The organism is Rhodococcus erythropolis NBRC 15567, assembly GCF_001552595.1.
GTDB classification, from domain to species: Bacteria; Actinomycetota; Actinomycetes; order Mycobacteriales; family Mycobacteriaceae; genus Rhodococcus_F; species Rhodococcus_F erythropolis.
In genome coordinates this window covers 1,216,669-1,230,982 of the sequence record NZ_BCRM01000001.1, presented here as the reverse complement: position 1 = coordinate 1,230,982, position 14,314 = coordinate 1,216,669, and the positions used below count along the sequence as shown (strand labels likewise).

16 protein-coding genes are annotated in these 14,314 nt (G+C 62.1%); 11 read left to right on the top strand and 5 right to left on the bottom strand.

The window, feature by feature from the left end; translation table 11 throughout:
- Positions 1-17: 17 nt before the first annotated feature.
- Entirely contained in the window at positions 18-857 is an 840-nt protein-coding gene (locus RE4_RS05945) for an aldo/keto reductase (RefSeq protein ID WP_020908738.1), read from the top strand.
- Between the two features lie 12 nt (positions 858-869).
- On the opposite strand, the gene RE4_RS05940 is transcribed toward RE4_RS05945, so the two are convergent.
- From RE4_RS05940 to RE4_RS05930, 3 genes are all read right to left on the bottom strand, one after another.
- The gene (locus RE4_RS05940) at positions 870-1,445 is read right to left on the bottom strand and encodes a TetR/AcrR family transcriptional regulator (RefSeq protein ID WP_007733408.1); all 576 of its coding nucleotides are present in this window, start codon (positions 1,443-1,445) and stop codon (positions 870-872) included.
- Entirely contained in the window at positions 1,446-1,859 is a 414-nt protein-coding gene (locus tag RE4_RS05935) for a VOC family protein (protein ID WP_029255991.1), read from the bottom strand.
- Between the two features lie 74 nt (positions 1,860-1,933).
- A complete protein-coding gene (locus RE4_RS05930; RefSeq protein ID WP_021345236.1) occupies positions 1,934-2,353 on the bottom strand; it encodes a hypothetical protein in 420 nt (139 codons plus the stop codon).
- Between the two features lie 106 nt (positions 2,354-2,459).
- Between RE4_RS05930 and RE4_RS05925 the strand changes: the two genes are divergently transcribed.
- The 6 genes from RE4_RS05925 to RE4_RS05900 all read left to right on the top strand — a co-directional run bounded on the left by RE4_RS05925 (position 2,460) and on the right by RE4_RS05900 (position 8,096).
- Positions 2,460-2,810, top strand: coding sequence for a helix-turn-helix transcriptional regulator (locus RE4_RS05925; protein ID WP_042952669.1), 351 nt, complete (start codon positions 2,460-2,462; stop codon positions 2,808-2,810).
- The gene (locus tag RE4_RS05920) at positions 2,803-3,348 is read left to right on the top strand and encodes a hypothetical protein (RefSeq protein ID WP_020970450.1); all 546 of its coding nucleotides are present in this window, start codon (positions 2,803-2,805) and stop codon (positions 3,346-3,348) included. The genes RE4_RS05925 and RE4_RS05920 overlap by 8 nt, the downstream gene beginning before the upstream one ends.
- A 43-nt stretch (positions 3,349-3,391) precedes the next feature.
- Positions 3,392-4,288, top strand: a complete 897-nt coding sequence (locus RE4_RS05915) for an ABC transporter ATP-binding protein (RefSeq protein ID WP_019744869.1) — start codon at positions 3,392-3,394, stop codon at positions 4,286-4,288.
- Positions 4,285-5,478 carry an ABC transporter permease gene (locus RE4_RS05910; protein ID WP_060938177.1) on the top strand — a complete coding sequence of 398 codons (1,194 nt, stop codon included), beginning with the start codon at positions 4,285-4,287 and terminating at the stop codon, positions 5,476-5,478. Before RE4_RS05915 ends, RE4_RS05910 begins: the two co-directional genes overlap by 4 nt.
- A 93-nt stretch (positions 5,479-5,571) precedes the next feature.
- Positions 5,572-7,059 (top strand): acetyl-coenzyme A carboxylase carboxyl transferase subunits beta/alpha, encoded by a 1,488-nt coding sequence (locus tag RE4_RS05905; RefSeq protein ID WP_060938176.1) that lies wholly within the window; start codon positions 5,572-5,574, stop codon positions 7,057-7,059.
- Positions 7,056-8,096 carry a hypothetical protein gene (locus tag RE4_RS05900; RefSeq protein ID WP_060938175.1) on the top strand — a complete coding sequence of 347 codons (1,041 nt, stop codon included), beginning with the start codon at positions 7,056-7,058 and terminating at the stop codon, positions 8,094-8,096. The genes RE4_RS05905 and RE4_RS05900 overlap by 4 nt, the downstream gene beginning before the upstream one ends.
- Before the next feature lie 20 nt (positions 8,097-8,116).
- Here RE4_RS05900 and RE4_RS05895 read toward each other — a convergent pair whose 3' ends face one another.
- On the bottom strand, positions 8,117-9,388 hold the full coding sequence (locus tag RE4_RS05895) for an MFS transporter (RefSeq protein ID WP_020908746.1): 1,272 nt from the start codon (positions 9,386-9,388) through the stop codon (positions 8,117-8,119).
- 177 nt (positions 9,389-9,565) lie between these two features.
- Between RE4_RS05895 and RE4_RS05890 the strand changes: the two genes are divergently transcribed.
- From RE4_RS05890 to RE4_RS05880, 3 genes are all read left to right on the top strand, one after another.
- Positions 9,566-11,482: a propionyl-CoA synthetase gene (locus tag RE4_RS05890; RefSeq protein ID WP_029255995.1), complete on the top strand. Its 1,917-nt coding sequence runs from the start codon at positions 9,566-9,568 to the stop codon at positions 11,480-11,482.
- 93 nt (positions 11,483-11,575) lie between these two features.
- A complete protein-coding gene (locus RE4_RS05885) occupies positions 11,576-12,421 on the top strand; it encodes a mycofactocin-coupled SDR family oxidoreductase (protein ID WP_060938174.1) in 846 nt (281 codons plus the stop codon).
- 301 nt (positions 12,422-12,722) lie between these two features.
- Entirely contained in the window at positions 12,723-13,232 is a 510-nt protein-coding gene (locus RE4_RS05880) for a hypothetical protein (RefSeq protein ID WP_238076537.1), read from the top strand.
- Between the two features lie 5 nt (positions 13,233-13,237).
- Here the strand turns inward: RE4_RS05880 and RE4_RS05875 are convergent, their stop codons facing one another.
- A complete protein-coding gene (locus RE4_RS05875) occupies positions 13,238-13,624 on the bottom strand; it encodes a DUF1304 domain-containing protein (RefSeq protein WP_046379045.1) in 387 nt (128 codons plus the stop codon).
- Positions 13,625-13,711: 87 nt separating this feature from the next.
- On the opposite strand from RE4_RS05875, the gene RE4_RS05870 reads away from it, so the two are divergent.
- On the top strand, positions 13,712-14,305 hold the full coding sequence (locus RE4_RS05870; protein WP_060938173.1) for a TetR/AcrR family transcriptional regulator: 594 nt from the start codon (positions 13,712-13,714) through the stop codon (positions 14,303-14,305).
- Positions 14,306-14,314 lie beyond the last annotated feature (9 nt).

The window sequence follows — 14,314 nt, the reverse complement described above, 5'->3', positions numbered from 1 at the left end:
TTGAAAGGCGCTCTTCAATGTTGTCGATCCCCGACCGCACACTGACTCACGGAACCACCGGCGAACCGATCACCATCCCGCAACTCGGGTACGGCGTTTTCCAGGTACCGGACGCACAGACCGAAGAGGTCACTGCCACCGCTCTCGAGATCGGCTACCGCCACATCGACACGGCCGCAATCTACGGAAACGAAGCCGGTGTCGGCCGCGCCATCGCTAGTTCGGGTGTTCCGAGGTCAGAGCTTTTTGTCACCACCAAGTTGTGGAATGACGATCAGGGCCACGACCGAGCGCTCGCCGCGTTCGACACGAGCCTCGACAAGCTCGGCCTCGACTTCGTCGACCTGTATCTGATCCACTGGCCGGCACCGGCAAAGGGCCTGTTCGTGGAGACGTGGGCCGCTTTCGAGGAGATCCTCGCCTCCGGCCGTGCCCGTGCGATCGGCGTGTCCAACTTCCTGCCCGAGCACCTCGAACTGCTGGCCGAGCACAGCTCGATCACCCCGGCCGTCAACCAGATCGAATTGCACCCCAGACTGCAACAGCACGCGTCACGGGAATACGCGCGAAGTCGCGGCATCGAAATCGAGGCATGGAGCCCACTGGGACAGGGAACTATCCTCGACGACCCGACCATCGGGAAAATCGCTGCAGCACACGGAAAGAGCCCAGCGCAGATCATTCTGCGCTGGCATCTCGAACAGGGACACACCGTTCTGTCGAAGTCGGTGACACCTGCCCGCATGCGCGACAACGCCGCAATCTTCGACTTCGCACTCGATACCGACGAGTCAGCTGCCATCGCAGCGCTGAACACCGACAGCCGTGTCGGACCCGATCCAGTCGAATTGAACTGAATCGAAACGGCTTCAGGAATTTTCGTGGGGAGTCAACGTCAGCAGCACGGAATCGACGGACTGCTCGGCCAGGAGCGCGTCCAACGGTAAGTGACGGAACAACGCTCGGTAATAGATCGGCGACGCCAGGGCATCCAGGACGAAGTCCAGGTCGAAGTCGCTCCGAATGTCGCCGCGTAGCCGCGCCGATTCCAGCACTGCCGCAGTGGAATCGCGTCGTGGCTGAAAGAATGCCGACTGGAAATCCCGCGCCAATTCCGGGTCCGCCGCCAGATCCGCGACCAACGCGGGCAGGATCCGCCCAACTACCGTTTCACTCAGCCCCACAACCAATGTCGTGATGCCGGCGACCAGGTCTGCCCTGAGATCGCCGGTGTCCGGCGTTGGATCAGTGCCGATGTGCGCCACGACGACGTCGACCACCAGATGCCGCTTCGACGGCCATCTCCGGTAGATGGCGGGTCGGTGCACGCCGGCTCTCGTCGCCACCGAACCGATCGACAGCTCCGCATAACCGTTCTCCCCCAACAACTCCAGGGTTGCCGCCAGTACGGCGTCGTCGATCCGCTCGTCGCGGGCGCGCACCATCTACAGCACCGGTCGCGGCATGAGCACCAGACGCCAGCCGTCGGGATCTTCGAAAGTCATCCCCGCATTCTCCTCCCAATACGGATTCTCGGCGCCAACGGGTTCGTGCCCGGCTTCACCCAACCGCTGAACTACCTCGTACATCGCCGACTCGCCGGCGAAGTAGAGCACCAACAGGTTGTCCTGCGTCGGCGCCGGGCACGGGCTTCCGTCTTCGTGGGTCGTGAATTCGAGGTGATAGTTCGAATCCGGCAGCCCCAGCATGATTCCGTCGTACCCGGCATGACCGGAGAACCGGTAGAGCTCGGGCAATCCCAGACAGTCGCGATAGAACGCAATCACGTCGTCGAGCCTGTCAGTGGGTCGCGCTATGCGCACTTGCACTACTGCGAGGTCGTTCGGCCAAGTTGTCATTCCCAAACAGTACAGTACGTACCGTAATGTTTCGAGAAGATGGCCGCCAGCCTCCCGACGGCAGCTCGCTGCAACTACAAGCGATCATTCTCCGGAAACGCCGCTTTGGGCATGAACGTCGGCCTGGCGAACAGAACAGAGAGATTGGTGGGCTGCGACTCCACCGGGCGATCGGACCGATACAGCAAGGCCTGCTGCGGGGTACTCACCCATTCGCTGGCGAAAATCTCACCGATACGGCCCACCGGCACGTGCGATCCATCCTCGAGTCGAACGGTGACGTCTGCCCCGGCGTCCGACTGGCCGTACACGACCCACCACGATTCACCCTCAACGTCCCCTGGAGTGTGCTGACCGATACCGATGACGGCACCTTTTTCCATCGCATCGCGCCAGACCACTTCACGCCCTTGCGGTCCCACGCTGTAGCTACCGTCCTCGCGCACCTGCACGACGAGGCAGGACTTCTCGAGCACCAACTTTTCGACCACCATGCGACGCCCCTTCTGTTGCCTGAACCCTATCCGCCGACACCACCCAGAAACGGCATCTTCGCGGTTCATGTTGACAAACTGTTGGGTTTTTACAACACTTTGATGCATGAGCCCAGTCCGACGGGGAGACGCGCTCCCCATCTTCAATCGCATCGGAGTGCTTCGCGCCGAGCGGAAGATGAGTCGGGCCCAGCTTGCACAACTCGTCGACGTCAACCCGCAGACGGTGGGGGCGCTCGAACGCGGCGATCACTACCCCAGCCTGGATCTCGCGTTCAGGATCTGCTGGGTGTTCGACCTTCCGGTCGAAGCGGTGTTCTCCCGGACGGAGTTCGGGCCGCTGTCGACGGAGGTCTACCGAAATGCACCGTCGACGGAGGTCTACCGGAATGCACCGTCGACAGAGGTCTACCGATCTGACCGCACTACCGAGGGGAGCGAAAAGCCCAGTGCCTGAATCAAATCTGATCGACCGCTACCAGGCCCACCGCACTCGGCGGTTCCTGCAGAACGAGGAGACGTTCCGACATTGGCTCCCGAATTGGCGAACCCGTCGACGTCGGCGGATGCTCGTCATCGCCCTCGGAGTCCTGTTCGCCACGATGGTTGCCATCGGCATAGCGTGCCTGTTCAACCCACTGTTCGCGGTGGCATGGCCGGTCCTCACCCTGTTGTTCCTACCGACGTGGTCTTCACTTCAAATCGTGTCGGGCAGGCAAGGGGATGCGCCGCGGCATGCTCTGGACGAATGGGAGATCCAGCAACGCAACGACGCCCGTTCCGTCGGGTTGAGCGTGACTCAATCGTTGGTCTTCATTGTCGCCATTTTCCTCATTTTCACCTCGTCGGTGCAGTGGAATGTAGAGAGACTGCCTTACTCGGGAGGTTTATTGGCACTGACTGCAATGCTGATCGGCGCGTGCACGCCCGCGATGATTCTCTCGTGGACCAATCCAGACCCGGATCCGATTGATTCCGAAGAGTTCGACCTCTGACCCGTATTTCCGAAGCGCACCACTCGACCGATGGGAAGGACCCATGTCAGCCACCCTCACGATCGACGGCATCTCGAAACGCTACGGCGACGTCGTTGCACTCGACAACCTCAGTTTCGAAGTGCGACCAGGCGAGATCTTCGGATTCGTCGGCAGCAACGGCGCCGGCAAGACGACCACGATGCGCATTGCGCTGGGTGTGCTCGGAGCAGATTCGGGGGAAGTTCGCCTCGGCGGCAAACCCGTCGACCTCGACGTGCGTCGCACTATCGGATACATGCCGGAGGAACGCGGCCTCTACCCCAAGATGAAGGTGGGCGCGCAACTTTCCTATCTGGCCGAGCTACATGGACTCTCGAAAGCCGATGCGCATGCGGCGACAGAGCGCTGGACCGAACGTCTGGGTATCGCCGAACGCGTCAAGGACACCGTCGACTCCCTGTCCCTCGGTAATCAGCAACGTGTGCAGCTCGCGGCCGCGCTGGTTCACGATCCAGCGGTACTCGTTCTGGACGAACCGTTTTCGGGCCTTGACCCCGTAGCGGTCGATGTCATGAGTGACGTGTTGGTCGAGAAGGCTCGCACCGGTGTTCCCGTAATCTTCTCCAGCCATCAGCTGGATCTGGTGGAGCGCTTGTGCGATCGCGTGGGCATCATCAGCCGCGGCAGCATGCGAGAGATCGGAACCGTCGACGAACTACGAGGCAAGGGCGACGGCCGAATCGAAGTCTTCGCCCCTGACGCGCCGGTCGGCTGGGCACACCATCTGATCGGTGTCACCACACTGAGCCACCTCGACGGTCGAACGCTCCTGAGCGTCGACGGAACCGCCGACGATCAGCAGATCCTGCATGCAGCGTTGAAAACCGGACCGGTGCACGAGTTCACGCTACGACGTCCGTCACTGACCGATCTGTTCCGAGAGGTAGTAGCCGCATGAGCAACCAGTTGAGCGGAGGTCGAGCCATCGGGTTGGTCGCCCGACGCGAATTCATGACGCAGATCTCGAAGAAGAGTTTTGTGATCAGCAACGTCATCATCCTGGTCGCGATCGTCGGCGGCATCATCGCCTTCTCACTCTTCTCCGGCGGCGACGAGGACAAGTCGAAGATCGGCTTGGTCGGCAACCAATCACTCAGTGCCACGATGGTGTCCATCGGCGACACCCTCGGAAATCCGGTGACGGTGACGGAGGTTTCCGACGACGGAACCGCGCGTAACCAGGTCAAGGACGGCGACCTCGACGTGGCCGTGATCGCTGGATCGGGCGGCGGCGTCACTGTCGTGACCAAGAAGGAAGTGCCCACGAATCTGCGCGCCATCATCGAGAGTTCCGTTGCACAACAGGCACAATCGAATGCGCTCTCCGCCGCGGGGATCGATCCGGCTCAGCTCGCCGAAGCCACGTCCACCGCAGTGGTCACCATCGATGCCATCGATCCCCCGGATCCCGAACAGGGCCAACGCATAGCGATGTCGATCGCTGCTGTGGTGCTCCTGTACATGCAGATCCTGCTGTTCGGAACGTACGTGGCGATGGGCGTCGTCGAGGAGAAGTCCAGTCGCGTGGTCGAGCTGCTGCTCTCCACTCTTCGTCCGCTGCAGTTGTTATGGGGCAAGGTTCTCGGAATCGGTGCTGTCGGCCTGATGCAGATGGCTGCCTATGCCGTCGCGGGCGTCGCCACCGGACTGGCGACGGGCGTCCTGACCGTGACGGGCACCGCGATCGGCGTTCTGTTCGGCACTCTCGGGTGGTTCATTCTCGGCTTCCTCTTCTTCGCCGTGCTGTACGCCGCCGCCGGGTCCATGGTCTCGCGGCAGGAGGACGTCAACGCCACCGCGATGCCTCTCGCGCTGCTCGTCATGGCGATGGTCAGCGTGGCTTTCGTTTCGGTGAGCAATCCAGAAGGAACCCTGAGCAACGTGTTGAGTTGGATTCCGCCGTTCTCGGCAATCCTCATGCCCCTGCGCATTTCCGCCGGTGTTGCTTCTCCGTTCCAGATCGTGGGAACCATTCTGCTGATGCTGGTCGTGACTGCTGCGCTGTCGATGATCGCGGCAAAGATCTACCAGCGCTCCATCCTTCGTATCGGCAAGGTCGTTTCATGGAAAGAGGCGTTCGGACGCTGATTCTCCGGCGCACAACTGGCGCCACGCGATCCCGACGGCACCCCGTCCAGGTAGGTTCATCCTGGACGGGGTGCTGCTTACTTGGAGGACGTTGTGCGAATCTCGGCCGAAGAACTACTCACTGCGGTACTCGATTCCGAGAGCTTCGTCTCTTGGGACTCCCCGCCCGTCGACGTCGGACCTGGCCCGAAATACGCAGAAGACCTGGCGAAGGCCCGCGAGAAGAGCGGAGTTGACGAGTCCGTCGTCACCGGTGTCGGTACGGTTCGGGGCCGTCGAGTCGCGGTAATTGCCTGTGAATTCAGCTTTCTCGCCGGTTCCATCGGAGTCGCCGCGGCCGAGCGGATCGTGACCGCCGTCGAACGTGCTACGGCAGAACAACTCCCGCTGCTCGCCTCGCCCACCTCTGGCGGAACGCGGATGCAGGAGGGCACCGTCGCCTTCGTTCAGATGGTGAAGATCGCTGCGGCAGTGGCTGTTCACAAAGCGGCACACCTGCCCTACCTGGTATACCTGCGCAATCCCACCACCGGCGGGGTCTTTGCCTCGTGGGGATCCCTCGGCCACATCACCGTCGCGGAACCCGGTGCTCTGGTGGGATTCCTCGGACCCCGTGTCTACGAATCGCTGTACGGCGAAAAGTTTCCCGACGGTATCCAGACGTCCGAAAACTTGTATCGCAACGGCGTTATCGACGGCGTCGTACCCGTCGACCGCCTCCGTCTGCTGGTCAATCGAGCGTTGTGCGTGCTCACCGATCCCCCGGCCCCGGCGGCCACGGACCCGATTCCCTCACCCGAGATTCCCGATGTTCCCGCCTGGCAGTCGGTGATGCTCTCGCGCCGGGCCGATCGACCCGGCATCCGGCAGTTGCTGCGCCATGCCGCAACTGAACAGGTACCGCTCAGCGGCACCGGGCAGGGTGAAACCGACAAGACGATCTTGCTCTCGCTCGCCCGCTTCCGAGGCTTTCCGTGCATCCTGCTCGGCCAGGACCGCAGTGGCCAATCCGCGCTCACCACGATGGGACCGGCCGCGCTCAGGGAAGCGCGACGGGGCATGAAACTTGCCGAAGAACTACAACTCCCGCTTGTCCTCGTGATCGACACTTTGGGCGCGTCGCTGTCCAAAGAAGCTGAAGAACGTGGACTGGCCCCTGAGATCGCCCGTTGCATCGCCGACCTCGTGACGCTGAAGACCCCGACAGTGTCGGTGTTGCTCGGTCAGGGAACAGGCGGCGGGGCGCTCGCGCTGCTGCCCGCCGATCGGGTACTCGCGGCACAGAACGGGTGGCTCGCTCCCCTGCCGCCGGAAGGCGCAAGCGCGATCGTCCATCGCGACATCAGTCACGCACCGGAGATGGCGGCAGCGCAGGGCATTCGTTCGTTGGATCTGCTTCGAGACGGCGTGATCGACGCGATCATTCCCGAAACGCCTGACGCGGCCGACGAACCCGTGGAATTCTCCAAGAGGGTAGGGGCTGCGATAGCGCACGAACTCTTCATGCTTGCCGAAGAGTCGGACACCGATCGCCAGTCCTCCCGTATCGCGCGCTATCGAAACCTGGGAGTTCCGCAATGACGACGAAGGACCGGAATGCGCTGACGCTGCCGCACAGTTACGACCGCGCGGCACTCGCTCGTTTCGAATTGTTCCTGTTCGCGGGCATCGCCACCGTGTTGATCACCCGCGCTTATCTGGCGGCAACGGGCTATCCCCAGATCGGGGGCGGCGCCCTCCACATCGCACACGTTCTCTGGGGCGGATTGCTGATGGCCGTCGCCATCGTCGCGACCGCCATCACCGAAGGCTCTCGCACGCGTGACCTGGCCACGCTCGTCGGCGGAATCGGATTCGGTCTCTTCATCGACGAGGTCGGAAAATTCGTCACCGCCGACGTCGATTACTTCTACCAACCTGCCATCGCGATCATGTACGTCGTCTTCGTTCTCTTCTATCTTGCCGCGCGCGAGGTGGTGATTCGGCGCGGAATGAATGATCGTCATCGGCTCGCCATCGGGGCGCGAGCGCTCTCGGACCTCGCTCTCGGTCAGCTCGACGAGATCCAGTACAACCACGCCCTCCGTGTACTCGACGGCGTCGAAGACCGCAGCCTCACCGACCTCGTCGATTCGATCAAAGCCGGCCTGCATTCACAGACTCCGCCGACCGGCGGTATCGAATCGAAGATCACTCGTGGCCGCAACGCGTTCTTCCACCGCGCCGAGGAACTGCTCCGGCACCGTGTCGTCCGCCGACTGGTACTGACCCTGTTCGTACTGCAGGCTCTTCTGGCGATTGTCCAGGTGATCTACGCGTTGGTTTCCGAGAACGTCGTCGAGGCCGACGACGTCTCCGATTTGGTGGTCCAGATCTCCACCGTCGCAACCGGAGTTCTTGTGGTTCTGGGAGTGTGGTTCCTCTTCCGCGGCCCGTACCTGCGAGCCCTGAGACTCCTGCGGGCATCCCTCATCGTGAGCCTCCTGGTGACGCAGGTCTATCTGTTCACGCAGGACCAGTTCGGCGCGCTTTTCGGTTTCGCAGTGTCACTGTTCATGCTCGCGACACTTCGCATCGCGATTCGAAGCGAAGAGGCCGCCGCGGCTCTACCGCGGTAATTCTCTACCGCAGTAATTCTCTACCGCAGCGAGATCGCCGGCCGACTCGGTAGATCGCGGATCCCGCGGAGCGGGCCTAAGAGCAGGACCAATCCACACGGCGCGATCAGGCAGGCCATGATCCACATCGTCCCGCGCGGTCCCACCGCGTCGCCGAGGTAGCCTGCCGTCAGCGCACCGAGCGGAATGCTGCTGTGCAGCAGGAACATACTCGTTGCCACTACTCGTCCGAGGCGGTCCGGCGGACAGTAACTTTGACGGAAACTGCCGAGCACCACGTTGCACGACACGACACCCGCAACCATCACCATGCCGCCGATGCAGAACCAGAACAGGCCGGCACCGTACGTCGTCAGAGGCGCCAACAGGATGAACGGTCCCGTTACCAACTGACAGATGAGAACGCTTCGGGCAGTGCCGAATCTGCGGCCGAGCGGGCGCGCGATCATCGATCCGACAATTCCGCCCACCCCGGCAATCGCCAAGAGAAGCCCGAGTCCGAACTCCCCCACACCAACCGTCTTTTCCAAGAACACGATCTGAATCGTGGTGTACCCGGTGAGACCGAAATTGAGCAGAGTGCCGTAGACGACGATCGACCGCAGATACGGATCACCGGCGACGAATCGCAGTCCGAGCGCAATCTGCCGTCGCAACGGTTCCCGCTGATTCTGTCCGCGATGGACGGTCTCCTGCACACGAATCAGCCAGATGCATACGAAGCAGAAGGCGAACGTGAACGCGTCGACAACCAGACCGGCCGCAAGCCCGACAGTTGCAACCACCAGCCCACCGACGCTTGGGCCGATCACCCGAGTTGCGGCCTCGGCGCCCTGAATCTTCGAGTTCCCTTCGACAAGATCCGCTTCGGCGAGCACCGTGGGGAGATACGAGTGATAGGCCGCCTGGAAGAAGACCGTGGCTGTACCGGTGAGCAGCGCGACCAGGAGCAGGTGGCCGTATGTCATCGCCTCCAGGAAGCCGGCGATCGCGAGGCTCGCGAAGAGCAGCGCGCACGCAGCGTTCGCGATCATCATGATCGGACGCCGTGGCAGCCGGTCGATCCAGGCACCGGCAGGTAGTCCGACGATCAACCACGGCAACCACACTGCCGATGCCAGCACACCGATCTGGAAGCTACTCGCGTCCAGTTCGCGAAGCGCGACCAGCGGCAGTACGACGGTCGTGACACCGTTTCCGATACCGCTGACTGCGTCGCCGGTCCACAGCAGTCGGAAGTCACGCAGAGCGAGGACTCCCCAGAAGCCTGCGCGTTGCGCTGCACCTGTCACATCGATCCCCCTTTCCGTCCCTGGCTTATCCCACCCCTACGCGCCACTGGCCGACGGGACAGGCCCGCCCGGCGCAAAGGGACGGTACCCGCACCGCTACTGAGGCGCACCGCACTGACGGTGACCTAAGGTGTTTCAGGTCACCGGTAAGCGAAGTTCACGAGAGGACACACGTCGATGAGCTCTTCCGAGCAGGCGTCCCACACCACGTATGCCGACGCATATCGCGAGAGCATGGATCAGCCGGAGAAGTTCTGGCTCGACGCTGCGCGGGCCGTCGACTGGGATGTCGCCCCCACGAAGGCTCTCGACGATTCTGCCGCGCCGATCTATCGCTGGTTCCCGGATGCTTCGCTCAACACCAGCTTCAATGCCCTCGATCGGCACGTCCGCGACGGCCGCGGCGATCAGACCGCGCTGATCTTCGACTCCGCGATGGTCCCAGCCAAGACGACCTACACCTACGCCGAATTGCTCGAGCAGGTCTCACTCTTCGCCGGCGTCTTGAAAGATCAGGGTGTGGTGGCGGGCGACCGCGTGATCATCTACATGCCGATGATCCCCGAGGCCGCGATCGCGATGCTCGCGTGTGCGCGTATCGGCGCGGTGCATTCGGTGGTGTTCGGCGGCTTTGCGGCCAAGGAACTCGCAACCCGTATCGACGACGCCGGTCCAGTGGTGCTCGTGACGGCGTCCGGCGGCCTCGAACCCGGACGAACAATCGAGTACCTGCCGATGGTCGAGAAGGCTCTGCAACTGTCCGCCACGCCCGCGCACACCGTGATCGTGAAGAATCGCGAGCAGATTCCCGGCGCAGCTGCCGACTACAAGTCAAGTGCCGCAGCCTGGTTCGACTGGGACGAGCTGATCGCTGATGCAACTCCTGCCGACCCGGTGTCGGTCGCCGCGACGGATCCGCTCTACATTCTCTACACCTCGGGAACGACCGGTAAGCCCAAGGGCGTCGTCCGGGACAACGGTGGCCATGCCGTTGCCCTGACGTGGACGATGAAGAATCTCTACGACATCAGCCCCGGCCAGGTCTGGTGGACCGCCTCAGACGTCGGTTGGGTGGTCGGCCACTCCTACATCGTCTACGGGCCACTGCTCGCCGGAGCTACGACGGTCATGTACGAAGGCAAGCCCGTCGGGACCCCCGATGCAGGTGCATTCTGGCGCATCATTTCCGAATACAAAGTGTCGGCACTCTTCACCGCTCCGACAGCGATCCGCGCGGTCCGCAAGGCCGACCCGGATGCAAAAGAGCTTGCCAAGTACGACATCTCGTCGCTCGACACACTGTTCGCGGCCGGCGAGCGCTTGGATCCCGACACCTACGAGTGGGCTACTCGGATTCTCGATCGCCCGGTGGTCGATCACTGGTGGCAGACCGAAACCGGTTGGGCCATCTGCGCGAACCTGCGCGGCCTCGAACCGATGGAGATCAAAGCAGGCTCACCCACCGTCGCCTGCCCCGGATACCGCGTCGAAATCGTCGACGGCAAGGGCGAACTCGTGGGTCCGGGCACCGAGGGCAACATCGTGATCGGCCTGCCGCTTCCTCCCGGAACACTCGCCGGACTGTGGCGTGACGAGGACCGGTACGTGAAGTCCTACCTGTCGACTTTCGACGGCTATTACCTCACCGGCGACTCCGGATACATCGACGAGGACAACTACGTCTTCGTGCTCGGACGAAGTGACGACGTGATCAACGTTGCCGGACATCGCCTTTCGACCGGAAGCATGGAGGCCGTCGTCGCCGGCCACCCGGCTGTCGCCGAATGCGCGGTCATCGGCATTCACGACGAACTCAAGGGGCAACGCCCCAGCGGCTACGTCGTGCTCAAGTCCGGCGTCGACATCGATCCCGAAACACTCCGACAGGAACTGGTCGCCCGGGTGCGAGACCAGATCGGTGCCGTCGCCACGTTCCGGGACGTCACCGTCGTCGCTGCACTACCGAAGACTCGTTCCGGCAAGATCCTCCGCAAGACCATGCGGCAGATTGCCGACAACGAGGAGTACACGGTCCCGTCGACCATCGAGGACGCGAGCGTACTGGACGAGTTGTCCAAACTCCTTCGCGGATAAGGATTCAGAGAATTCCCCTGCCTGGCTCGCACCGAACGTAGCAGTATGAACACGTTCCAGTTTTCAACGACTCAGACGGGCAGGGGAAGTTCGATGGGCAATTTGGACGGTCAGGTCGCATTCATCACCGGAGCGGCGCGCGGTCAAGGGCGCGCACATGCCGTCAAGCTCGCGTCCGAGGGCGCGGACATCATCGCGGTGGATCTGTGCGCGCCGGTCGCAACGGCGGGGTACGACATGGCCACCGAAGCCGACCTCGACCAGACCGTCGCCCTGGTCGAAGCTCAGGGCCGGCGCATCGTCGCATCCGTCGCGGACACTCGCGACCTCGATGCCCTGAAATCAGCGGTCGACGCCGGAGTCGAGAAACTCGGCCGACTGGACATCGTGATCGCCAACGCGGGAATCGCGGCGTCGGCGAAATTGTCCTGGGACCTGAGCGCCGAAGAGTTCCGCGAGCTGATGGACATCAACGTCACCGGCGTTTGGTTGACGACCAAGGTGTCGATTCCGCACATCATGAACGGCAATCGAGGTGGATCCATCGTGTTGATCAGCTCGATGGCCGGGCTTCGAGGCGTGCCGGGTATCGCACACTATTCCGCGTCGAAGCACGCCGTTCGGGGGTTGGCGAAGTCTCTGGCCAACGAACTCGGCTGGGCGGACATTCGGGTCAACTCTGTACACCCGGGCAATGTGCGAACGACGATGATCGACCACGAACCGATGGTTCGTGCGTTCCGTCCAGACTTGGAGAATCCTGTCCTCGCCGATACCGCTCCGATCATGTCGAAGCTGAATCTGCTGCCCCACCCGTGGGTCGACCCCGAAGTGATTGCGGATGCGGTGTTCTATCTGGTGGGGCCGGCCGGGCGCGGGATCACCGGCATCGCGTTGCCGATCGATCTCGGCACCTCGGAAAAATTCGCCGGCGGCTGAAGGCCCGAACTGATGCAGAATTGCCTCTGCCGGATGGGTCTCGAGCACCATCCGGCAGAGGCAATTCCGGCTTGATCAAGCCTTCGTAGCAACAGAACAAGTAGTCGACAACCTCATAGGCGCTCCTCGTCTGGCGTGGGAAAAACCGTTGTGGGATGCGCAACAAACCCAAGACCCAGCGTAGAAGCATTTGGCCGCAAACGCGCGTCATTCGGCACTATTTTTTTGGATTCGGGCATACTGGACAACGCTCCCACCACGTATTATGGACCCGAGTTCACACTTACAGGGGGTAGGCACAGTGACGGTCAAATACGCCGCAATGGACCCGATTCACGGAAAAGTCGAGATCTCGTTCGATGTCGACACGGGGGTCGTCGACGTCCGAAACGGCAACTCACACGCTCTGTTGACGCGTCGAGTCGATGCCCCGCGCCGCGAAGGCACACCCATCGGAACGCGCGCCGCCGCCGACTTGTTCTTCACTGTCGGTGGCGACGAAGTCGAACTCACCGTCGGCAAAGGGTTTCTGTCCCGTCGCTCGTACTCTGTCTCGGCACTCGTCGACGGCGTGAGTTTGAACTTCGCCCCAGTCGACGACGCGAACAGTGCATTCACCCGCGACGGATTGCGGATCGGGCACTTCTCCAAGAACGAGGAATCCGATCCCAGACAGACCGACGCAGTCTGGTCGAGCACGCCGAGCACCGACGAACTTGTCATCGGATACGCCCTGGCCGAAGCCTTCGATTGTGGAGCACTCAACGGGGCTTTTGCGTTGATCGAATCACTGGTGCTCGGCGGCGGATAGAGCACTCAGAGCAGGTGGATTACCAGCAGAACAACGGCAATAACTGGGAAAAGCATCTGCACGACGGCTGCGCGGGCTTTGTCGGGAGACGAGAGAATCAGCACCAATCCCGCGGCAACCATCGATCCTGTGCCCGCCAGGACGAGGGCAATTCCGACCGACGCGGAGCCGGTCGCCGCAATCACGATGCCGACCGCCGACACGATCGCCAGGAAAAGGTTGTAAAAGCCCTGGTTGAAGGCGAGCGGCTGCGTGGTGATCGCCTCTTCCTCGGACTTCACGCCGAACGTGGCGCGGGTCTTCGGTGCCGTCCAGAGAATCGATTCGAGGACAAAAATGTATACGTGCACTGCTGCGGCCAGTCCCGCGAAGATGTAGCCGGCGACGTTCATCGGTGAACTCCTGTTGCTTCGAGTGAATTCTGTATCGTTCGGTCCAATATATACTGGACCGAACGATACAGAAAGAGCGAGGCTTTGATGGGCAGATCACAAGAATTCGACACAACAGCCGTGGTCGCTGCCGCTTTGGACGTTTTCTGGGCACGCGGATACGAAGGCGCCTCACTCGGAGACCTCGAATCCGCGACGGGGCTGAGTCGGTCAAGTCTCTACAACTCGTTCACCAACAAGCGCGGATTGTTCGACGCCGCAGTGCAGATGTACCTCGAACATGTCATCCGGCCACGTCTGCGCGGCCTCACGACAAATCCCGGGACAGACGCCGTCGACGACTACCTTTACTCGCTTGAGCACGCGATCGGCACCATGACCGCCGACTCGCCTCGGCGCGGTTGCCTACTTCTCAATACGGCTGCCGGACTCGGCGCGCACGACGATGCGGTGGCAGCCGTGATCCGCGCCTATCGGCAAGAACTTGCCGTTGCAATTCGCAGCGGGCTACAAGCCACATTTCCGACCGAGACAGACGCCACGCTCTCAGACCGCACTCGAATCCTTCTCTCCTGCACAGTAAGTGCACTGGTCCTCGCGCGAGTTGACACCGAAGAGGCGATCGCAACTCTGGAATCTGCGCGCCGCCTGAACACAGAGTGGCAGAGCCGGAACACGTAGGCCGTAACC